Origin of the sequence: Nostoc sp. DedQUE12b (genome assembly GCF_034530835.1) — a bacterium.
GTDB lineage: Bacteria > Cyanobacteriota > Cyanobacteriia > Cyanobacteriales > Nostocaceae > Nostoc.
The window spans coordinates 109,285-134,682 of the sequence record NZ_JAVRCI010000002.1; the positions used below are offsets into that span (position 1 = coordinate 109,285).

8 protein-coding genes are annotated in these 25,398 nt (G+C 38.2%); all 8 read left to right on the top strand.

What is annotated here, in order from left to right:
* Window positions 1–40 precede the first annotated feature (40 nt).
* Window positions 41–5,875 carry a type I polyketide synthase gene (locus RMY16_RS01460; protein WP_322734867.1) on the top strand — a complete coding sequence of 1,945 codons (5,835 nt, stop codon included), beginning with the start codon at window positions 41–43 and terminating at the stop codon, window positions 5,873–5,875.
* An 11-nt stretch (window positions 5,876–5,886) separates the two neighbouring features.
* Window positions 5,887–7,272 (top strand): condensation domain-containing protein, encoded by a 1,386-nt coding sequence (locus RMY16_RS01465; RefSeq protein ID WP_322734868.1) that lies wholly within the window; start codon window positions 5,887–5,889, stop codon window positions 7,270–7,272.
* Between the two features lie 146 nt (window positions 7,273–7,418).
* Window positions 7,419–10,187, top strand: coding sequence for an amino acid adenylation domain-containing protein (locus tag RMY16_RS01470; RefSeq protein WP_322734869.1), 2,769 nt, complete (start codon window positions 7,419–7,421; stop codon window positions 10,185–10,187).
* 37 nt (window positions 10,188–10,224) lie between these two features.
* Window positions 10,225–16,278 carry an SDR family oxidoreductase gene (locus RMY16_RS01475; RefSeq protein ID WP_322734870.1) on the top strand — a complete coding sequence of 2,018 codons (6,054 nt, stop codon included), beginning with the start codon at window positions 10,225–10,227 and terminating at the stop codon, window positions 16,276–16,278.
* Window positions 16,259–17,656, top strand: a complete 1,398-nt coding sequence (locus tag RMY16_RS01480; RefSeq protein ID WP_322734871.1) for a condensation domain-containing protein — start codon at window positions 16,259–16,261, stop codon at window positions 17,654–17,656. The genes RMY16_RS01475 and RMY16_RS01480 overlap by 20 nt, the downstream gene beginning before the upstream one ends.
* Window positions 17,657–17,725: 69 nt before the next feature.
* Window positions 17,726–18,976 (top strand): diaminobutyrate--2-oxoglutarate transaminase, encoded by a 1,251-nt coding sequence (ectB, locus tag RMY16_RS01485; RefSeq protein ID WP_322734872.1) that lies wholly within the window; start codon window positions 17,726–17,728, stop codon window positions 18,974–18,976.
* Window positions 18,977–19,051: 75 nt separating this feature from the next.
* Window positions 19,052–21,808: a non-ribosomal peptide synthetase gene (locus RMY16_RS01490; RefSeq protein ID WP_322734956.1), complete on the top strand. Its 2,757-nt coding sequence runs from the start codon at window positions 19,052–19,054 to the stop codon at window positions 21,806–21,808.
* Window positions 21,805–25,353, top strand: coding sequence for an amino acid adenylation domain-containing protein (locus RMY16_RS01495; protein WP_322734873.1), 3,549 nt, complete (start codon window positions 21,805–21,807; stop codon window positions 25,351–25,353). The genes RMY16_RS01490 and RMY16_RS01495 overlap by 4 nt, the downstream gene beginning before the upstream one ends.
* Window positions 25,354–25,398 lie beyond the last annotated feature (45 nt).

Here is a 25,398-nt window from a genome sequence, read left to right on the forward strand (position 1 = left end):
ACGAGTTTTAATACAGTAAAAATAAGAAAGGTTCAATGATATGAATAAACAAGATGATACTGAAAAAAGTTATGATTTGATGGAAGGTGTTGCTATTATCGGGATGGCAGGGCGTTTTCCTGGAGCCATCAGCATAGAATCTTTTTGGCAAAATTTACAAGATGGGGTGGAGTCATTATCTTTATTTACAGATGAAGAGTTAATCGCTGCTGGTGTACCTTCGGCGTTAATAAGTAATAGTAATTATGTCAAACTTGGTGGTATTTTAGAAAATATTGATTTATTTGATACTGCATTCTTTGACCTAAATCCGAAAGAAGCGGAAGTCACAGATCCTCAACATCGCCTATTTTTGGAATGCGCTTGGTCAGCTTTGGAAAATGCTGGGTATGACTCCACTAAGTGTGAAAGTAGAATTGGGGTCTATGCTGGTGCTAGCTTAAATAACTATTTCTATTTTGATTTAAACAATGACCAAATAGGATCGGCGCAATTATATCAAAAGATGATTGGAAATGATAAAGGGTTTCTCTCTACCCGTGTTTCTTATAAATTAAATCTCACAGGGCCAAGTATTACAGTTCAAACAGCTTGTTCTACATCATTAGTTGCTACTACCCTCGCGTGCCAAAGTTTGCAGAATTATCAATGCGATATGGCTTTGGCGGGAGGGGTTTCTATCCGATTGCCACAAAAAGCTGGTTATTTGTATGAACCAGGAGGAGCACTATCTCCTGATGGTCATTGTCATGCTTTTGATGCCAAAGCACAGGGAACAACTATTGGTAACGGTGTGGGAGTAGTTGTTCTCAAGCGAGTCAGAGATGCGATCGCTTCGGGTGATTGCATATATGCTGTGATTAAAGGTGCTGCAATTAACAACGACGGTTCGATGAAAGTTGGCTACACAGCACCTAGTGTAGATGGACAAGCAGAAGCGATCGCTGAAGCGATAATGTTAGCAGAGGTAGAACCGGAAACAATCAGCTATATTGAAGCTCACGGTAGCGGCACAGCCTTGGGTGACCCGATTGAAATTGCCGCGCTGACTAAAGTTTTTCGTGCCAGTACCGAGAAAAAAAATTTCTGCGCCATTGGTTCAGTCAAGACGAATATTGGTCATTTAGATTCAGCTGCCGGGGTTGCAGCATTAATCAAGACTGCTCTGGCTCTAAAACATCAGTTAATTCCACCAAGCTTAAACTTTGAGCAGCCCAATCCTGAAATTGATTTTGCCAATAGTCCTTTTTATGTCAACACCAAGCTAAGGGAATGGAAAACAGGTTCGACTCCCCGCCGTGCTGGTGTGAGTTCTTTAGGAATGGGCGGAACCAATACCCACTTAGTTCTGGAAGAAGCCCCAACACTTCCAGCTTCTAGTGCTTCCCGTCCTTGGCAATTGTTAGTACTCTCTGCGAAAACTGAGTCGGCGTTAGAAACTGCTACGCAGAATCTAAGCCAACATTTGATGCTACATCCCGATCTGAACCTTGCAGATGTAGCTTATACCTTGAAAGTAGGGCGCAGAGACTTTAATCATCGGCGAATATTAGTTTGCTCCGATGCCCAAGATGCAATTAAGGCATTGAATCAGCCAGCCTCAGAACGAGTTGTAACTCAGTTTCAAGAGTCAGGAACTCGCTCCGTTGCTTTCGTTTTTCCCGGACAAGGTGCGCTGTATGCAGACATGGGCAAAGAACTCTACGAAACTGAGCCGATGTTCCGCAAGCAGGTAGAAAAGTGCTGCCTCATATTAAAACCACATCTAGAGTTAGATTTGCGATCGGTAATTTATAAGAGCGAATCTGAGCAGGAAACCGCAGTAGAGAAACTTCAACAAACTTGCTTTGCTCAGAGTGCCCTGTTTGTCATTGAGTATGCCTTGGCTCAGTTGTGGATGTCCTGGGGTGTTTCCCCTCAAGCAATGATTGGGCAAGGTGTTGGAGAATACGTTGTTGCCGCTTTAGCCGGAGTTTTTTCCCTGGAAGATGCCCTTGCCCTGGTGGTCAATGAATCTTCCACAGAGTTGTTGCAAAAAGTCCAACTCAATCCTCCAACAATTCCATTTATATCTAATGTTAGTAGCACTTGGATTACTCAAACTGAAGCAATAGACCCTAACTATTGGGCACACATACAGCAACCAAGACATTTTAATGAAGGAATTGCAGAGTTACTCAAAGACAATCAGCGGATTCTACTAGAAGTTGGTTGTGGAGAGACTTTGAGTTCTGAAGAATTAACTGTGCTGACCTCAATACCCCATCCTCACGAACAGCATTCAGATGTAGCATTTTTACTTAACACCTTGGGTCGCCTATGGATGTTGGGAATCAAGATAGATTGGTCAAGTTTTTACGCCAATGAACGTCGTCATCGCCTCCCCTTACCAACCTATCCCTTTGAGCGTCAGCATTATTGGATTGAGTCATCAGCCTCGCAAAAATCGTTAGATCAAAATCCTCTAAGTCATCCTGTTGAAAATCAGCGTTACTCTATTGAGCTAGATTCCTCATCCACTTCAGAAACAGCATCACAACAATCATTAGAGAAAAAGCCAAATATCGCTGACTGGTTTTATATTGCAGTATGGAAACAATCCATACCACTTGAGTTTTTCCAAGGAGAAGAACCGAGCAAACAAAAGTTGTGCTGCTTAGTCTTTGTGGATAACTATGGAGTAGGAACCGAATTTGCCAAACGACTTGAGCAACAGAGTCAAGATGTCATCACTGTGCAGGTGGGCGAACAGTTTAGTAAGCTCGATGACCGGATGTATGTCATCAATCCCCAACAACCAGATGACTATGATGCCTTGCTTCAAGAACTTCAAAAGCAGGATTTTAAGCCAAATACAATTGGCCACTTTTGGAGCGTTACACCAAATGATACTTTGCTCAACAACGAGCTAGGATTATTTGAAGATTACCAGCATCTTGGTTTCTATAGCCTGTTGTTTTTAGCACAAGCAATCGGAAAACAAGATATTTGGGATTCTCTCAAGCTGATAGTTGTCACCAGCAATGTCCATAATGTAACTGGCGATGAAAATTTGTGCCCACAAAAGGCTACGGTATTAGGGCCATGCAAAGTAATTCCCAAGGAATATCGAAATATTAATTGCAGTAGTGTTGATTTAGTTATGCATTCTGCTCAAACTCCTTTATCTAAAAAACTCATAGATAATTTGGTAGCAGAATTCACACTGCAACAGACTAATGAAATAGTTGCCTACCGTGGAACTCAGCGTTGGATTCAAACCTTTGAACCACTCCCATTAGATGACCGCATTGCAGGCAAAACTAAGTTAAGAGAAGGTGGAGTTTACTTAATTACTGGTGGACTCGGTGGTATTGGTTTAGTATTAGCAGAACATCTAGCAAAGACGCTACAAGCTAAGTTAATACTCATCGGACGAAGGGGACTACCGGAACGCTCTGAGTGGGAACAATGGTTAGAAACTCATGATAGCCAAGATTCTATCAGTCGTCAGATCCAAAAAGTGCGATCGCTTGAGGAATTAGGGGCAGAGGTTGAAGTTAAAAGTGCCGATGTGACTAATTCCGAACAAATGCAGGCAGTAATTACTCAAGCATTCCAAAAATTCGGTCAAATTAATGGCGTAATCCATGCGGCTGGGATTGCGGGTGGTGGTGTTACCCAACTAAAGACGCGGGATATAGCAACCAATGTCTTAGCACCGAAAGTGAAAGGAACATTAATTTTGGAGGAGGTTTTAAAGAATATAAATCTAGATTTCTTGGTGCTTTGTTCATCTGGAACCTCTATTTTGGGTGAATTTGGACAGATAGATTATTGTGCAGCCAATGCCTTTCTAGATGCTTATGCCTACAGTTATACTTCCACATCTGGTCAATTAACAGTATCAATCAGCTGGGATGTTTGGCAAGAAGTTGGGCTGGCAGTGGAAACTGTATTACCAGATAAAATTAAACAGGAGCGCGACAAAATTCTCAAAAAAGGAATATTACCTCAAGAAGGAATCGATGCTTTTAATCGCATTCTGCAAAACAGACTGCCTCATATAATTGTTTCAACACAAGACTTCCCAACTTTAATTAAGCAGAATAACTCTCCCCAGTATTTGCAAGAGCAATTAACGCTTTTGGAGTCAAAATTATCTTCAGTCAATCTCTCCAAAGCAAATCATCCCCGCCCTAATTTAGGCAATGATTACATCGCTCCCGAAAACGAAATCGAGCAAATGCTGGCTGACATTTGGCAAGAAATTCTGGGAATTGACAAGATAGGTATTCACGACAACTTTTTTGAGTTGGGAGGAAATTCTATCAACACGATTCAAATTGCTGCCAAAGCTAACCAAGCAGGTTTGAAGTTGACATCTCAACAGTTTTTTCATTACCAAACAATTGCTGAATTAGCGACAGACTTATGCATTAGTCAAACTACCCAACCCGAACAGAGGTTAGGAACAGAAGGGTTGCAACTCACACCGATTCAGCATCAGTTCCTTGAACATAATCAGCCCGATATACACCATTGTAACCAGTCTTTACTGCTGGAAATACAGCAAGCGTGCGATCGCAATTTATTAGAGCAGGCTTTACAGCATTTGATTGAACATCATGATGTATTTCGCCTGCGTTTTATCCAAAAAGAATCTGCTTGGCAACAAACTTATGCTAGTTTTAATGATACTATTGAATTGAAACGAGTAGATTTATCGGTACTACCAGAAATTGAACGAAAACTTGCTATTGAATCTGTAGCTGCGGAACTAGAAACAAGTTTGAACTTATTTGAGGGGCCACTTGTACGGTTTGCCTTCTTTGACTTAATACCACAGCAAACTAGCTACTTACTAATTATCATTCATCACCTAGCAGTTGATACTGTCTCTTGGCAAATTTTGCTAGAAGACTTGCAAACAGCTTATCAGCAAATCATTCAAGGTCAGGCGATACATTTGCCATCTTGTACTACTTCATATATGCAGTGGACAGAATGTCTACAGGAATATGCTGAATCTTCAGAAATGATCCCAGAACGAGATTATTGGCTCCAAGAAATGCAAAAACCATTTAGCCACTTACCCGTTGACTATTCAACAGGTGACAATACAGTAGCTAATGTAGATATAGTATCCGTCTGTCTCAATAAAAAAGAGACAAAAACTTTATTATCAGAGATACACAAAGCTTATAATACTCAAATTGATGAAGTGTTACTCACAGCTTTAGTGCAAGCTTTTGCAACATGGACAGGAGAACAAAGATTGTGGGTAGATATCAGAGGTAATAGTCGAAAGGCAATCTTTAAAGATGTAAATTTATCTCGTACAGTTGGTTTATTCACAACTTGCTTTCCAGTTATTTTGGATATTACCAAATCTTCTAATCCAGGAACTTCATTAATAACAATAAAAGAATATTTACGTAGTATTCACAATAGTGGTATTGGTTATGGCATCCTAAATTACTTAAGCAATAAGCAGGAAAAGCAAGCGAAACTGCAAGGTTTTCCGAAAACTGAAGTGAGTTTCAATTACTTCGGCGAATATGATCAAATGGTTTCAGAATCGTCTTTATTTGGTTTACCAAATAAATTTCAAGGTATCAATTCCAGCACACCCAAGAATCTATTTTATTTGTTAGAGATTAATGCAATTTTTCTTAACAAAGAATTGCAAATTTCTTGGAAGTATAGTCAAGCTATTCACCGCCGAGAAACAATTGAGAAATTGGTTGATAATTTTATAAAAGTACTGCGCTCTCTGATGATTGATTGTCAATCTGTAGAAGCAGAAAGATATACACCATCTGACTTCCCTAGAGCAAAATTGAACCAACAGCAATTGGATAATTTACTATTAAAAATTAACCAAAAGAGGTAGAAAATAGCCAAATGAACACAAAAACTATTGAAGACATATACGAACTAACGCCTGTACAAAAGGGGATGTTATTCCACTGTTTGTTTGATAGCAAATTGTCCTTATATTTTTTCCAGCATATCTTTATTGTGCGTGGCAATCTTAACATAGAGTTCTTTGAAAAAGCTTGGCAACTAGTAATGGATCGGCATCCCATTTTACGGACTTGGTTTTATTGGGAAGAAATTGAAAATCCACTACAAATTGTGTACAATCAAGTAGAAGTGCCCCTAAATCTCCATGACTGGTCTAATATAAATACAGTTGAACAAGAAGCGCAATTTCAGTCTTTTCTTTTAAGCGATCGCCAAAAAAGTTTTGACTTTTCCCAGCCATGTTTGATGCGTCATACTTTAATTCGCCTGACTGATGACTGCTATCGATATATTTGGAGTGTGAACCATATTATCTTAGATGGTTGGGGTGGTTCATTAGTATTTCAAGAGTTTGTGGAAGTTTATGGAGCACTTTGTAAAGATAAAGAAATCTGTTTAGCACCTACTCGTCCTTTTAGAGACTACATTGACTGGTTGCAGCAGCAGGATATATCTAAAGCCGAGCTTTTTTGGCGACAAGCATTACAGGGTGTCAAAGCACCAACTCCTCTCACTTATATAGAAAAAATCAACCAATCATCTACCGAAGAAGTAAGGTACAGTGAAGAAATAATTCAGCTATCATTAACAAGTACACAGGCGCTACAATCTTTTGCTGCCCAACATCGTCTTACTCTTGCTACTATAATTAACGGTATATGGGTCATTCTCCTTAGTCGCTATACTTGCCGCAACAATATATTGTATGGCTACAACGTTGCTGGACGACCAGTAGAGTTGAATGGAGTGGAGTCAATGGTGGGCATGTTTGTTAATACCTTGCCTATTCAAGTCAATATAGATGCTGAACTACTTTTCTTGTCATGGCTACAGTGTTTTCAGCTTCAACTAGCTGAGGTACGCTGCTATGAATACACTCCGTTGACAGAAATTCATCGATGGAGTGAAGTCCCACAAAAATTAACTTTATTTGAAAGTATTGTGGTAATTGAAAACTTTCCAGTCAGTGAATTTATCCGAGATTGGAAGGGAAATATAGAATTTCAACATACAGGATTATATTATAGAAATAACTATCCTCTGAATTTAGTCGTCTACCCCAATAAAGAGTTATTAATAGCTATTTCCTATGATTCTATAAGATTTGATACCGATACTATTACTGGAATACTAGAAGATATTGAAATTCTTTTACAAGAATTAATGACTAATTCTAATATTCAAATTAAATACTTACCATTTTTGACTCTGGAGCAACAACAAGTTACTTCAATTTTAGAAAAAGAAACATTGTTTTATTAAGCTTATAATCCAGATATTTAATCGATGCAATTACGCAGCGATCGCAAAAAATCCACCTAACAAATAATATGTCTAAATGTGGATTTCATTACATATTATGCTAAATATAATTCGTAATACTTACTAGTTAAACGGGATAAATGAATATGCATTTACGCAAAAGCAAAGTATTTTCTCAAAAGATTTATTGGCTAAATAAATTATCCGGAGAACTTCCAGAAACTAATCTGATTTTAGACTATATAAGACCTTCGCTTTCTAGCACTAAAAATAAGTCTGTTAACTTTGACTTATCGCATGATTTATCTCAAGAAACCATGAAGCTGGCTAAAGGTTCTTACTTTTCAGTGTACTTGATACTTGTATCTGCATTGAATATACTGCTGCAAAAATATACTCGAAACAACGATGTTATTGTAGGCATACCAATATATGAGAAAATTTGCACAATTGATTTAAGTAGCAAAGTTATTCCCTTGCGTATTCAGATAACACCTGAGATATCATTTAAGGATTTTTTGTTTCAAGTTAAAGATTCAGTTATTGGTGCTTACAGTCATCAAAACTATCATTTTGACGAATTAATTAATTTATTAAAAATACCAAAAAGTTTGAACCGTTGTTCAATTTTTGATATAGTGGTTTTATTAGAAAATATTCATAATAAAAATAGTTTAAATCATCTCAATAATGACATTACATTTTCTTTTCTGATTAATGATAAAAAAATTAGTGCCAAGATAGAGTATAGTGAGCAAATTTTTCAAAATGAGACTATCCAATTAATTATTAAATATTATACTAATGTTATTGAAAGTATTGTCAGTAATATTGATACTAAAATATCGGATATTGTTTTTTTGAAAGACTCCGAGCGATACCATTTGTTAAAACAATTTAATGACAATAATAAAAATAAAGAATATCCCATTGAACAGACGCTCAATAAATTGTTTGAACACCAGGCCAATAAAACCCCTAACAATATAGCAGTAGTTGATGGACAAACAAAACTAACTTATCAAGAGTTAAATGAAAAAGCTAACCAGTTAGCAGTAATGCTGCGTCAACTAGGACTTGCTAAAGGTGAGTTTGTAGGCATATTTAAAGACCGTGATATAAATTTTCTGATCGCTATTCTGGCTATATATAAGGCAGGTGGTGCTTACGTACCGATTGATAGCACTTATCCGTCAAATAGAATTGAATATATGTTGTCTAATAGTGAAGTTAACTTTCTTTTAACTGATACTTCCTTATTAACTGTTTTGACACACTTAATAAATAACTGTCCTCAATTAAAATCGATTATTTGTTTAGACGAGGTTATTCCTGAAAACATACAATTAACTCATAACCAGGAATTAACAATATACGATAAACTTGGCTTCAGTAACCTCCCTAAAGAAAATCTAGAAGCAGTGAACGAGGGAATCGACACTGCTTATATGATATATACCTCTGGTTCCACAGGATTACCAAAGGGAACAGTTATCAGACATGATGGTGCAATCAATCATATTTATGCCCAATTCGATCAGCTGGAGTTAAGGTCAGAATTTTGTTTTCTGCAAAGCGCTTCTTCTTCAACAGATATTTCTGTGTGGCAATTTTTGGCACCACTTTTAATCGCTGGAAAGACAGTAATTGTAGATATTGAAACTGTTGCTATTCCTGAAAAACTATTCAAGGCACTGAAATCACAAAAAATAACAGTTGTTGAATTGGTACCAGCATTATTTGGGGGCTTACTTGAATATACCTCCCAATTGACAAGCCAAGAAAGGGAGTTACCAGATTTAAAATGGATGATGCTATCGGGTGAATCTGTGTCGGTCAGTTGGGTAAATAAATGGCTCCAGATATATCCCGAAATCAAAATCGCTAATGCTTATGGTCCGACCGAAGCTGCTGATGATATTACCCAGTTTATCGTTGACAAGCCTTTGCCAGAAAATCAGCGAACAATTCCAATTGGGAAACCGCTAGCGAACTTAAATCTCTATATCCTGGATGAGCAAATGAAGTTATTACCGATTGGTGTTCCAGGAGAGATTTGTGTATCGGGAATCGGTGTGGGTGCTGGTTACTGGAAAAACGAAGAAAAAACTAAATTAAGCTTTGTGACAAATCCGTTTACAGAAACTAAAAAGAATTTACCAAGAAATCGTGCAGATTTGATTTATAAAACAGGAGATTTAGGAAGGTGGCTGACCGATGGGAATATAGAATTCCTCGGACGCATTGACAATCAAGTAAAGATTCGTGGCTTCCGCGTCGAGCTTGGAGAGATTGAAACATTTTTGGGTCAGCACCCGAATGTACGTGAAAATGTTGTGGTGGCTGATCAGGAGGAACCAGATAACCTTCAATTAGTTGCTTATGTAGTTGTGAAGACAGAACCAGTTCCTAGTATCAGTGAATTGCGTAGTTTCTTAAGAAAAAAGTTACCTGACCACATGTTACCTTCTGCCTTTGTGATGCTAGAAAGCCTACCACTAGCACCTAGCGGTAAAGTAGACCGTAAAGCTCTGCCCAAACCAGATAATCTTCGGCCGGAATTGGAAACTACTTATGTTAAACCACGAAATGAGGTAGAACACTTAATTGTTGATACATGGCAGAAAATACTTAAGGTTGAAAAAGTAGGTATTCAAGACAATTTCTTTGACCTTGGTGGACATTCTCTAAACGTGCTTCAGGTACATAGCAAACTGCGCGAACTTTTGAAAGTGGATTTAGCTATAACTGACCTTTTCAAATATCCAACTATAAGCTCTTTATCAAACTATTTCAGTCAAAAAGATGATAGTGATGAAGTATTTGCTTCTGAAACTAATCAAATCAGTCAAAAGCTGGGAGCTGGTAAAGCTAGATTAAAGCAAAGTTTTGTAAGAAAAAAGCAGAGTATTTAAAAAAGTCTAGATAAATTATCTTAAAAGGGTGAAAATCATGGATAGTTCAGTAGATAATTTAACTAATAAAACGGGCTTAGAAATAGCTGTTATTGGGATGAATGGCTATTTTCCAGAAGCTCAAAATATAGAGCGATTTTGGCAAAATCTCCGAGACGGAGTAGAGTCAATTCATTTTTTCACTGATCAAGAACTAAAAGATTTAGGTGTAGATTCTGCTGACCTGACAAACCCTTATTATGTCAAGGCAGAGGGTGTAGTTGAAGATATAGATTTGTTTGATGCTTCATTCTTCGGTATAAATCCCAGAGAAGCTGAAACTATGGACCCCGGACTTCGTTTGTTTTTGGAATATGCATGGACAGCACTTGAAGATGCTGGCTATAGTTCCGAAGCTTACAATAAGCCGATTGGAGTTTTCGCTGGTTTTGGTTTTGGCGGTTATCTACCTAATATTTATTCAAATCCCGATATTGTAGACTCTGTTGGTCAATACCAAATAGAGAAAGGAATCTCTCCAGCTTCCATTACACTTGCTTCTTACAAGTTAAACTTGCAAGGACCAAGTTATGCAGTTCAAACCACCTGCTCAAGTTCATTAGTTGCTTTACATTTAGCCTGTCAAAGTTTGCTAAGTGGCGAGTGTGATGTTGCCTTGGTTGGAGGAGTCTCAATATCAGAAGCAGTCGGTTATGTGTATCAGGAAGGAGGAACTTCATCTCCTGATGGACATTGCCGTGCTTTTGATGCAAAGGCAAAGGGATGTCCGAGAGGAAGGGGTCTGGGTATTGTAGTTTTAAAACTTTTAGAAGAAGCGATCGCAGATGGAGATTGCATCCATGCGGTCATAAAAGGTTCCGCTATTAATAATGATGGATCAGACAAAGTTAGCTACACTGCACCCAGTATTCATGGTCAGGCAACAGTGATTAGAGCGGCTCAGATTATGGCTGAGGTTGAACCCGAAACAATTACTTATATAGAAGCTCATGGAACTGGAACTGCTCTAGGTGATCCCGTTGAAATTGCAGCCTTGACACAAGCTTTTCAGACCAAAACTCAGAAAAAGGGCTTTTGTGCGATCGGTTCTTTGAAAACCAACATTGGACATTTGGACGAAGCTGCTGGAATTGCAAGTATAATCAAAACCGTTTTAGCCCTCAAGCATAAACAGATACCACCTAGCTTAAACTTTGAAGAACCATCACCGCAGATAGATTTTGCTAACAGTCCTTTTTACGTTAACAACACATTGTCTGAGTGGAAAACCAACGGTACTCCTCGTCGTGCTGGAGTTAGTGCTTTTGGCTTTGGCGGGACAAATGCCCATGTAATTTTAGAAGAAGCTCCAATAATTAAACCCTCTAGCCCTTCTCGAACTTGGCAATTATTATTACTTTCAACTAAAACGAGTACAGCACTAGAAACTGCTACAGAAAATCTCGCTAATTACCTACAAAAAAATCCAGATTTAAACCTCGCTGATGTTGCTCATACTTTGCAAGTGGGTCGGTGGACTTTGAACCATCGCCGAATTATAGTTTGCCAAAACCAAGAAGATGCAATAAAAGCACTGCAAGACCCTCAAAGAGCTTTCACCCATTATCAAGAGTTTTGTAATCGCTCTGTAGTGTTTATGTTTTCTGGGCAAGGGACGCAGTATGTAAATATGGCTCGAGAATTATACGAGAGTGAAACCGTATTTAGAGAGCAAGTTGATTGCTGCTGCGAACTGCTCAAACCTCACTTGGAAATAGACTTGCGTACAGTCCTCTATCCCAATGAAGAAAAAGCGTTAACAGCAGCACAAAAGTTACAGCAAACAGCAATTACTCAACCAGCGCTGTTTGTGATTGAATACGCTCTAGCCAAGTTATGGATGGCGTGGGGCGTGCGTCCTGAGACTATGATTGGTCACGGTGTAGGAGAGTATGTAGCTGCCACTTTAGCTGGAGTTTTCTCTTTGGAAGATGCCTTGGGGATAGTGGCGAATCGAGGAAAACTCATGCAGCAGTTACCTGGTGGTGCTATGCTCTCGGTTCAGCTTCCAGAACAAGAAGTACAACAACTACTAGAAAAGGAAATCTCTCTAGCTGCGAGTAATGCACCTTCAGAATGCGTGGTGTCTGGTTCGACAGAAGCGATAGACCAATTCCAACAGCAGCTACAACAAATAGGTGTAAACTGTAGGCGCTTGCATACGAACCACGCCTTTCATTCTCAAATGATGAAACCCATCATTGAGACTTTCACTCGGTCGTTACAAAAAGTAAAATTCAATCCCCCAAAAATTCCGTTTGTGTCCAATGTTAGTGGAACTTGGATTACCGCAGACGAAGCGACAGATCCTAACTATTGGGTTAGGCATTTAAGGCAACCAGTGCGTTTTAGCCAAGGGGTAAAAGAGTTACTCAAACAGCCAGAACGAATACTGTTGGAGGTTAGCCCAGGACAGACTTTAAGTAATTTGGCTAAACAACATCAAACAGATGAACTGATAGCACTAACGTCTATACGGCATCCTCAAGAGCAACAATCAGATGTCGCATTTTTACTTAACACTTTGGGTAAACTTTGGATAGTAGGGGTTCAAATTGATTGGTCTGGTTTTTATATAGATGAGAAGCGTCATCGCGTACCCTTACCTACTTATCCTTTTGAGCGCCAGCGTTACTGGCTTGAGGTAAATCGAAATGTACCTCTGGCAACGATTTGGCAAAAAACCTTAGACCTAGACGAGAAGCCAGATATTGCTGACTGGTTCTACATACCTCGCTGGAAACAATCTACACCCCTTGAGCTTTTCCAAAAGGAAAAACTGGTAGAACAAAAGTCATGTTGGTTAGTTTTTGTCGATAGCTATGGAGTCGGAGTCGGAATTGCAGAAAGACTTAAACAACAAGGTCAGGATGCGATTACCGTCAAGGTCGCAGATGATTTTGCGAAACTCAGTGACTTTACATATGCAATTAATCCCCAACAAAGAGATGACTATGATGCCTTGCTTCAAGCACTACAAGAGCAAAATTTGACTCCACAGGCGATCGCCCATTTATGGAGCGTTACTCCTAACGATACTTTACCCAATCAAGAGCTAGATGAACAAACACAAAATCGATTTTTTGAAGATTGTCAAAATCTCGGTTTTTATAGTCTGCTGTTTCTAACACAAGCCTTGGCAGAGCATAATATAATTGAGTCAATCAAGCTAATGGTTGTCACCAGTAATGTATCTGATGTAACTGGCAGCGAGAATTTATGCCCACAGAAGGCAACTGTATTAGGACCATGCAAGGTAATTCCACAGGAATATCCAAACATTAACTGTTGTTGTTTTGATGTGGTGATTGCAGGATATGAAACTAAGCCATCATATAAAACGGCTAAATTAATAGATTATTTGCTTGCAGAATTTGTCGCACAGCCAACTGAAAATGTTGTTGCCTACCGTGGCCATCATCGCTGGATTCAAACATATGAGCCTATCCGCTTAGATGAAAGTATTGTTGGTAGAAAGAGGTTGAGGAAAGAGGGAGTTTACCTAATCACTGGTGGACTAGGTGGTGTTGGTTTAGTATTGGCAGAATATTTAGCTCATACTGTGCAGGCGAAATTGATTCTGCTTGGACGAAAGGGTCTTCCCGAAAAAGACCAGTGGCAAGAATGGCTAGCAACTCACGATCAGCAGGATAGTATTAGCCGCAAGATTCGCAAAGTGCAGGCTTTATTGGCTTTGGGTGCTGAGGTTTTGGTCATCAGTGCTGATGTCGCAAATGAACAACAAATGTACAATGCAATTGCGATCGCCACTAAAAGATTTGGTGGAATTAATGGTGTCATCCATGCCGCAGGAAATGCCGAAGATGTACATTGCACTATTATGGAAACTTCCAAAGCGCAAGCACAATCGCAATTTCACCCCAAAGTTTATGGACTATTTGTCTTAGAAAAAGTCCTGCAAGGGCAAGAACTAGATTTTTGTCAATTAACATCGTCGTTAGCATCTGTGTTGGGAGGTCTAGGATTTATCTCCTATTCCGCAGCAAACATTTTTATGGATGCTTTTGTTCATAACTACAACAAAACCAACTCTTTCCCTTGGAGTAGTTTTAACTGGGATGATTGGGTAACTGAAGAGGAACAGCAAAATACAAGTGTTCTAGAAACCTTGTATAAATATGGTATGAGATCGAAGACTGCTAGTATAGATGCATTTGAACGTCTATTATCGATGTGTGGATTTCCTCAAATTGTTGTCTCCACTGGAAACTTGCAAGCTAGAATTGAGGAATGGATAAAGCTTGAATCTTTGCGAACTAAAGAATTATCAAATAACGAAAATTTATTTTCAAAACACCAAAGACCAAACCTGGGCATAGAATATCTTGCACCTAGAAATGAAGCGGAAGAAACAGTTGCTAATATTTGGCAGGAAATTCTAGGTATCGAATGCATAGGTATCGATGACAACTTCTTTGAATTGGGAGGAAATTCCATAAATGCGATTCAAATTGCTGCCAAAGCTAACAAAACAGGTTTAAAGTTAACACCTAAACAGTTTTTTGAACACCAGACGATTGCAGAATTAATGACAGATTTAGGCATTACTCAAACTATCCAACCTGAACATAATTTAGAAACAAAAGAGTTATACCTCACACCTATTCAACATTGGTTATTTGCCCAAAATCAGCCCGATCCACATAATTGGAACCAGTCTTTGCTACTGGAAATACAGCAAGCGTGCGATCGCAATTTGTTAGAGCAGGCTTTACAGCATTTGATTGAATATCATGACGTATTTCGCCTGCGTTTTATCCAAAGAGAATCTGGTTGGCAACAAATTTATGCTAGTTCTAATGATAATATTGAATTGAAACGAGTAGATTTGTCATCACTAGCAGAAATTGAGCGAAAACTTGCTATTGAGTCTGTAGCTGCGGAACTAGAGGCAAGTTTGAACTTATTTGAGGGGCCACTTGTACGGTTTGCCTTCTTTGACTTAGTGCCACAACAAACTAGCTACCTGCTAATTATCATTCATCACCTAGCAGTTGATAATCTCTCTTGGCAAATCTTGGTAGAAGACTTGCAAACAGCTTATCAGCAAATCAGTCAAGGCAAGGCGATACATTTGCCAGATGATACTACCTCATATATGCAGTGGACAGAATGTCTACAGGAGTATGCTGAATCTTCAGAAATGATGCGAGAGCAGGACTATTGGCTCCAAGAAATACAAAAACCATTTAGTCGCTTACCCGTTGACTATTCAACAGGTAACAATACAGTAGATAATGCAGATATAGTATCAGTTTGTCTAAATAAACAAGAAACAAAAACTATACTAGAAGAGATACACAAAGCTTATAATACTCAAATCAACGATGTCTTACTCACAGCTTTGGTGCAAGCTTTTGCAACATGGACAGGAGAACAAACATTGTGGGTAGATATCAGAGGTAATGGTCGAGAAAAAACCTTCAAAGATGTAAATCTTTCCCGTACAATTGGTTCATTTACAACTTGTTTTCCAGTTATTTTAGATACAAGAGAATTTGATGAATCGGGAAATTACTTAATATCAATAAAAGAATATTTACGTGGTATTCCCAATAGTGGGATTGGTTACAGTCTACTAGAGTATTTGAGCAGTGAGCAGGAGATACAATCGAAACTGCAAGTTCTTCCTCAGACGGAAGTGAGTTTTAATTACTTAGGTCAATATGACCAAATGATTTCAAAGTCGTCTTTATTTTGTCTACCCCAAGAGTCGAAAGGACTCAACTACAGTACACCTGCTAACAGAGTTTATTTACTAGAGCTTAATGGAATTGTGGTTCAAGAACAATTGCGATTCCACTGGACGTACAGTAAGGCTATTCACCGCCGAGAAACAATTGAAAAATTGGCTGATGGTTTTATAAAAGCACTACGCTCCCTGATTATTCACTGTCAGTCTATTGAAACAGCAATTTATACACCTTCCGACTTTCCAAAAGCTAACTTGAGCAAACAAAAATTGGATCGGTTTTTAGCAAAAATTACCCAAAAAAGTCAGGAAAACGCAAATGAAAGCAGAAAATATTGAAGATATATACGAACTCACACCTCTACAAAAGGGCGTTCTCTTCCACTGTTTATATGAAAATGAATCGCAGCTATATTTCTTTCAGCAAGTCTATACTGTGCCTCATCTTAACATAGATGTGTTTGAAAAGGCTTGGCAAATTTTAGTGGCTCGACACACCATTTTACGTACTGGGTTTTATTGGGAAGAGATTGAAAATCCCCTACAAGTTGTATACAAACAAGTAAAACTACCTTTAAATCAGTATGACTGGCGTCATCTGGAGCGAGTTGAACAAGAAAATCGATTAAAATCGTTTATTGACAGCGATCGCAAATTATATTTTGACTTATCGCAACCATGTCTAATGCGTCTAACTTTAATTCGCTTTACTGATGACTACTACCAATTTATTTGGAGCAATCACTTCATCATCGTAGATGGTTGGAGCGATTCACTAATACTTCAGGAGTTTGTGCAAATTTATGAAGCACTTTCTAAGAATAAAGAAATACCTTTAGCACCTACTCGCCCTTTTAGAGACTACGTTGACTGGTTACAGCAGCAGGACATATCTAGAACCGAAACTTTTTGGCGACAAGCATTACAGGGTGTTAAAACACCTACTCCTCTTACTTACATAGAAAAAATTAGCCAATCGCCTACTCAAGAAGAACGGTATGATGAGGAAAGAATGAAGCTATCATCAACAAGCACACAGGCAATAGAATCCTTTGCGATACAACATCGTCTCACCCTTGCAACTATACTTAACGGGATCTGGGCTATTCTCCTGGGCCGATATAGCAGACGCAACAATATACTATATGGCTGTACTGTTACTGGACGCCCGGTAAATTTGGATGGAGTAGAGTCAATAGCTGGTGTATTTGTTAATACCTTGCCAATCTATGTCAAAATAGACATTGAACAGCCTTTATTATCATGGCTACAGCATTTACAGATTCAACTTGTTGAAACACGTGACCATGAATATACTCCATTGATAGAAATTCATGGATGGAGTGAAATACCACGAAACTTAACTTTATTTGAAAGTTTTGTAGTGCTTGAAAACTTTCCGGTAACCCAATTTGTAAAGAACTGGGGGACGAATTTAGAAATTAAAGAGGATAAAGTGTATTACAGAAGTAACTACCCTCTGAATTTAGTTGTATATCCCGACGAAGAGTTGTTAATAGCTTTTTCTTATGATGCTAGAAGATTTGAGATTGATACTATTGCCGGAATACTCAAAGATATTGAAATGCTCTTACAACAGTTGATAATTAATCCTAATTTACAAATAAAAAATTTACCATTTTCAACACCAAAACAGCAACTAATTACTTCAATCTTAGAAAAAGAAGCATTAGGCGTGGAGCTTTTCCAAATTTAGTAGCTATACAAGGTTTGTAGAACTCATGCCTTAGAGCTTAATGTTGTTATCTAGTAAGATGGAGAGGACATGGATATATTTGAAAAGTGTGAATCAAACGTCAGAAGCTATTGCCGTAACTTTCCTGCCATATTCCATCGAGCTAAGGGTTCCATAATTTATGCGGAATCAGGTGAAGAATACATAGATTTTTTTGCAGGAGCAGGCGCTTTAAATTACGGACATAATCATGACTATATAAAACAAAAAATCATGTCCTATTTAGATGCCGATGGAATAGCTCATGGTTTAGATATGTATACTTCCGCTAAAGAGAAGTTTTTAGCTAAGTTTAATGAGGTAGTACTAAGTACAAAACAGCTAGATTATCGCATCCAGTTCTGCGGACCAACTGGAACAAATGCTGTCGAAGCAGCTTTAAAACTAGCTAGAAAAGTCAAAAAAAGGCCAGGTATATTCTCTTTTATGGGAGCTTATCACGGAATGACTTTAGGGAGCTTATCAATTACTGGTAATACTGGAATTCGAGCCGGAGCAATTGGTTCATTAAACAATGTAACATTTATGCCTTATCCCTATGGATTCATGGAAAGTTTTGACACAATAAAATATATAGAGTCAGTTTTAAATGACGTTAGTTCCGGAATTGAAAAACCAGCTGCGATAATCTTTGAAACGATACAAGCTGAGGGGGGAGTTGTTGTTGCTCCAATTGAGTGGATGCAAAGATTAAGGAAGTTGTGTGATGAGAATGATATTTTATTAATCTGCGATGATATTCAAGTTGGTTGTGGTAGAACAGGTTCTTTCTTTTCTTTTGAAAGAGCAGGTATTGTTCCCGATATAGTCATACTCTCTAAATCAATCAGCGGATATGGATTTCCAATGTCGGTATTATTAATTAAGCCAGAATTGGATATTTGGGAACCTGGTGAGCATAATGGCACTTTTAGAGGTAATCAATTAGCATTTGTAGGAGCTACAGCTGCTCTAGAGTACAGAGAAAGTAGTAATATGGAACAGGATGTTAAAGTCAAAGAGCTTTTTTTGAAAAATTTTCTATCTCAACAAATATCACCAATCAGTGAAAACATAGCAATACGTGGAATAGGCATGATTTGGGGTATAGATTTGATAAAATTTGGTGGCAACAGTTTGGCTAAAAACATCACAATGCGTTGTTTTGAACAGGGATTAATAGTTGAAAGAGCGGGGAGAAATGATACCGTAATTAAATTATTGCCTCCTCTAACAATTGAAATGTCTACCTTAAAGAAAGGTTGTTCAATTATGGAAGCAGCTTTTAATGAATGTGTGTAAAGCAGATTTAAACCTAAATATTAATATTGTTATAGCAGTTTTGCTAAAATAGCCAACTTAAATCAGGTAAAAATGATGACTACAACATTAGAAGCCCAAGAGTTATTTTCTCAAAAAATCTACTGGTTAAACAAACTCTCTGGAGAGCTATCAGAAACGAATCTTATACAGGATTATGTTAGACCCTCCCAGTATATTGGTAAAAATAAAAGCCATAATTTTGAGTTACCTAATTACTTATCTCAAGCAATAATCAAGTTAACTAAAGGGTCTTACTTTTTGGTCTACTTAATACTTTTATCAGCATTCAAGATACTGCTGCAAAAGTACACTAGAAATAATGACCTTATCGTCGGAATACCAGTATATAAAAAAATAGATGGTATAAATCTAGATTATTTAAACGATCAGGTTATTCCCTTACGTACTCAGCTAAGTAATGAAATTACATTTAAAAATTTTCTCATTCAAGTAAAAGATGCTGCAATTGAAGCTTACAGCCATCAAGACTATTGTCTTGATGAGTTAATGAAATTATTAAATTTACCCCAAAGTCAGAATCGCTGTCAAATTTTTGATATAGTCGTATTATTAGAAAATATCCACAGTAAAACTGAATTAGCAAAACTTAATAATGATATTACCATTTGTTTTCTTATAGAAAATGATGTTATTAGTGGCTCTATAGAGTATAGTGAACTCATTTTTAATGATGAAAATATTAAATTAATGAGTCATTATTACATAAATGTTATTGAAAGTATTGTTATTAATATTGATATAAAAATATCAGATATCGTTTTTCTAAAGGACTGCGATAAACATCAAGTACTGGAACAATATAATAACAATATTCAAGAATACCCAATTACACAAACAATAAATGAATTGTTTGAAAAGCAAGTAGAGAAAACACCTAACAATATAGCTGTCGTTCATGAAGAAACTAAGTTAACTTATCAAGAACTAAATGAAAAAGCTAATCAGTTAGCTATCATGTTGCGTAAACTAGGAGTAAGTAAAGGTGAATTTGTTGGGATATTTAAAGACCGCAATATAAATTTTCTTGTTGCTATTATCGCTATATATAAGGCAGGCGGAGCTTACGTACCTATTGATAGTAATTATCCGTCAGATAGAATTGAATATATGTTGTCTAATAGCGAAGTAAGGTTTCTATTAACTGACTTTTGTTTATTAAATAACATAACAGAATTGATAGATAATTCTTCTCAATTGAAATCTATTATTTGTTTAGATTATATTGTTCCAAAAAATATACAGTTTTTCCAAAACCAACAATTAACAATATACGATAAACTTGATTTCAGTAATCTTTGCAAAGATAATTTAGAGCAAGTAAATGATGCTGTTGACCCGGCTTATATGCTCTATACCTCCGGTTCTACAGGACTACCCAAGGGAGCAATAGTTAGACATGATGGTGCAGTTAATCATATTTATGCCCAATTTGATGAGTTAGAGTTAACAGAGGAATTTTGTTTTCTCCAAAGCGCTCCTTCTTCCACAGATATTTCTGTCTGGCAATTTTTGGCACCACTTTTAATTGGTGGAAAAACTATAATTGTAGATATCGAAACTGTTGCGATTCCCGAACAATTATTTAAAGCACTGAAATCAAAAAAAATTACAGTTGTTGAATTAGTCCCAGCATTATTTGGGGGCTTACTTGAATATACTTCCCAATTATCAAACCATGAAAGGGTATTACCTGATTTAAAATGGATGATGTTATCAGGTGAATCTGTATCGGGTAAATGGGTAAATAAGTGGCTTGAGATATACCCCCGTATTAGAATTGCTAATGCTTATGGTCCCACTGAAGCGGCTGATGATATCACCCAGTTTATCGTTAATAAGCCTTTTCCGGAAAATCAGCGAGCAGTTCCAATTGGTAAACCATTAGCAAACTTAAATCTTTACATTCTTGATGAGAAGATGCAACTATTACCCATTGGCGCTCTTGGAGAGATTTGTGTATCGGGAATAGGTGTGGGTGATGGCTACTGGAAGAATGAAGAAAAAACCAATTTTAGCTTTGTTCCTAACCCGTTTACAGATGCTAGGAAGAACTTACCAGGAAATCGCAAAGATTTAATTTACAAAACTGGAGATTTAGGAAGGTGGCTTCCTGATGGGAATATAGAATTCCTCGGGCGCATTGACAATCAAGTGAAGATTCGCGGTTTTCGCATTGAACTTGCAGAAATCGAGGCATTTTTGGGTCAGCACGACGCAGTTAGGGAAGCTGTAGTTGTAGTTCGAGAAGATGAACCTGATGATAAACGCTTGGTGGCTTATGTTGTGCCTAAGTTTAAGTTTGATCGGGATACCTTAGCAAGTGGCGAACTAATCCAACAGTTACGTGATTTTCTTGAAGAAAAGCTACCAGGGCATATGGTACCTTCTGCGATTGTACAGCTAGAAGCATTGCCCCTAGCCCCTAGTGGTAAAATAGATCGCAGCGCATTACCTGTACCAAGTTTCAAAAATGAGTCAGAGTTAGGCTTTGTTGCACCTCGTACTCCCACAGAAGAGATAGTTGCTGATATTTGGGGTCAGGTATTAAAGCACAAGCATGTCGGTATTCACGATAATTTCTTTGATTTGGGTGGACATTCTTTACTCGCAACCCAGGTTATTTCTAGGTTACGAGAAGCTTTTAAGATTGAGTTGCCTTTACGCAGTTTATTTGAATCACCGACTATTGCTCAATTGGTAGAAGATATCGAGAAGATGCTGACAGTTCAACGACTACAGCTTGTTCCAACGAATAGGTTAGACAGTGACCGTGAGGAGATAGAATTATGAAAACTACTGAAGAGTTTTTGTCTTACCTTTGCAGTTTGGATGTCAAGCTTTGGGTTGAAGAGAATCGCTTACACTGTAGCGCTCCAAAAGATGTGCTGACACCAGTTATCAAGGAAGAACTTGCTGAACGCAAAGAAGATGTCCTTGCTTTTATACGCAATAACAGCGTAGCTTTAGTTGCTGATAAACAGCCTATTCGCCCAGTAAAACGGCAGGAAAATTTACCACTATCATTTGCCCAACAACGACTGTGGTTTTTAGCTCAATTAGAACCAGACAGCCCATTCTACAATCTTCCTGCTGCTGTTCGCCTAGAAGGAGAATTAAATGTAGAAGCATTACAACAAACTTTCAACGAAATTATCAATCGCCATGAAGCGTTACGAACCAATTTCCAAATAATAGAGGGCCAAGCAGTAGCTGTCATCTCTGAAGAAAAGCCCCTAAATTTATCAATATTCAATATTAGCGAGTTACCTGCAAATAAACAAGAAGCCGAAGTCAAAAAACTGGCTTTTCAAGAAGCACAACAACCTTTTGACTTAAAAAGCGACCTGTTATTGCGGATAAAACTATTACGTCTTAGTAAGCAAGAACATATTGTATTATTGACAATGCACCACATGGTCTCTGACGGTTGGTCAACAGGTGTACTGGTGCAAGAATTAGCAACACTTTATCCAGCTTTCTGTAATAGACAAGCCTTTCTACGAGACGCTACGCGAAGATCATTGCCGAAACTGCCAATACAGTACGTAGACTTCGCAGCTTGGCAACGACAATGGCTGCAAGGAGAGGTATTAAAATCTCAAATTTCTTACTGGCTTAAGCACTTAGAGAACGCACCGAGAGTACTGGATTTACCCACAGACTACCCAAGACCAGCAATTCAGACTTTCGGAGGTGCGACCTACTCATTTGAGCTATCAAAAGAATTATCCGCAACCCTAAATAAATTGAGTCAGCAGCAGGGAAGTACCTTATTTATGACCCTGCTGGCAGCTTTCCAAATACTGCTATGGCGTTATACTCTTAGCGAAGATATTGTAGTCGGTTCGCCCATCGCTAACCGCAACCGAGCAGAAATAGAAGGGTTAATTGGATTTTTTGTCAATACCTTAGTACTGCGAACTAACTTGGCAGGAAATCCCAGCTTTGAAGAGCTACTAAAACAGGTGCGGGAAGTAGCACTAGGAGCTTATGCACATCAGGATTTGCCTTTTGAGTTGTTAGTTGAGCAACTACAACCACAGCGAGACTTAAGCCATACGCCACTATTTCAAGTGATGTTTGTGCTTCAGAATGCACCGATGTCTGCCTTAGAGTTGGCTGGTTTGACTTTAACTCCCTTGGAAAGCGATACTGGTACTGCTCAGTTTGATTTAACCCTATCGATGACACAAACAGAGTCGGGGTTAGTTGGAAGTATAGAATACAATACTGATTTATTTGAAGAAAATACGATCTGTCGGATGTCTGGACATTTCCAGACCTTGCTTAAAGAGATTAGTGTAAATCCGAAGCTACGGCTTTCAGAATTATCACTGCTAACAGAATCTGAAAAACGTCAATTACTGCTGGAGTGGAATAATACAGAAGTTGAGTATCCTAAAGAGCAATGTATCCATCAGTTGTTCGAGGCGCAAGTAGAGAGTACACCTGATGCAGTAGCAGTAGTGTTTGAAGACCAACAGCTAACCTACAGTGAACTAAATGCTAAAGCTAATCAATTAGCACACTATTTGCAAAAGCTAGGAGTAAAACCAGAGGTATTGGTAGGGATTTGTGTAGAGCGATCGCTCTCTATGCTCATCGGACTATTAGCCATCCTCAAAGCAGGTGGTGCATATGTACCCTTAGATCCAGCCTATCCACCAGAACGTTTAGCCTTCATATTGCAGGATGCTCAGGTGTCAGTACTACTAACACAGCAGCACCTGATAGAGAATTTGCCACAACGCCAAACAAGGGTTGTTTGTCTAGATACAGATTGGGAAAACGTAGCTCAACAAAGCTCACAAAACCCAATTAGTGAATCTACAATTGATAACCTAGCTTACATCATCTATACCTCTGGCTCAACAGGTCAACCCAAGGGTGTCTTAGTCAATCACAGCAATGTTGTTCGTCTGTTAGCAGCAACTGAACATTGGTATAACTTTAACCAACATGATGTTTGGACACTCTTCCACTCCATAGCCTTTGATTTTTCCGTTTGGGAAATCTGGGGTGCGTTACTTTATGGTGGAAAATTAGTGGTAATACCGTATTGGCTGAGTCGTTCACCAGAAGACTTTTATAAATTGTTGTTAACACAGAAAGTAACAATACTCAACCAGACACCTTCAGCTTTCAGCCAACTGATACAAGTAGAGGAATTATTGGCAAATAGTAACAACTTAGCCCTACGAAAAGTTATTTTTGGTGGGGAAGCATTGCAAATTGAAAGCTTAAGACCTTGGTTTGAGCGTCATGGTGACCAATCACCAGAGTTAATCAATATGTACGGCATTACAGAAACTACTGTACATGTGACATATCGTCCATTAACAATGGCAGACTTAGAAGTAGCATCAGCAAGTTTAATCGGTCGTCCAATTGGTGACTTACAAGTTTACTTACTAGATAGATATAGGCAGCCAGTACCCATAGGAGTACCAGGTGAAATGTATATTGGTGGTGCTGGTGTGGTCAGGGGTTATTTAAACCGACCAACACTAACTTCTGAAAGATTTATTCCTAATTGCTTTAGTAATAAACCCAATGCGCGTCTTTATAAAACCGGCGATTTAGCTCGATATTTACCCAATGGAGACATTGAGTATTTAGGTCGCATTGATAATCAAGTTAAAGTACGTGGTTTCAGAATTGAACTAGGAGAAATTGAGGCAATCATTAGCCAACACCCAGCAGTACGAGAAACTGTAGTTGTAGTCAACGAAGCTTCAGCAGACTCTCAACGAATAGTCGCCTATGTAGTTGCTCAAAGAGAGCAAACATTGATAATTCCCGAACTACGTAACTTTTTAGAATCAAAGTTGCCAAACTACATGGTGCCAACAGCTTTTATCACACTAGAAGCACTACCACTCACACCTAATGGTAAAGTCGATCGCAAAGCACTAAAAGCACCTGATACAGCACGCCCCGAATTGGAAACAGTTTATCAACCACCGCAAACTGAAATAGAAAAAACTATTGCTGATATTTGGCAAGAAGTACTTAATATTGAGGACGTAGGAATCCATGATAACTTCTTTCAAATCGGTGGTCATTCGCTGCTTTTAGTTCAAGTTCATAGTAAATTGCAAAAAACATTTCAAAGAGATTTTATCTTGGTAGAAATGTTTCAACATCCAACCGTAGGTCACCTAGCTAGATATTTTAGTCAGGAAGCAAAAGAAGAAATATCTTTTATCAAACATTCTCATATTCCTGAAGGTAGGACAGCTTCATTACAGCGTCGAAAACAAGCCAGAAAAGAACACCGGACAGCAATCAAGGAAGGCGGAGTTTCATCTCAATCAGGTGAACAAAATTTATAAAATTAAAAAAACTAGCCGCAAAGAACACAGAGAAATAAAAAATTG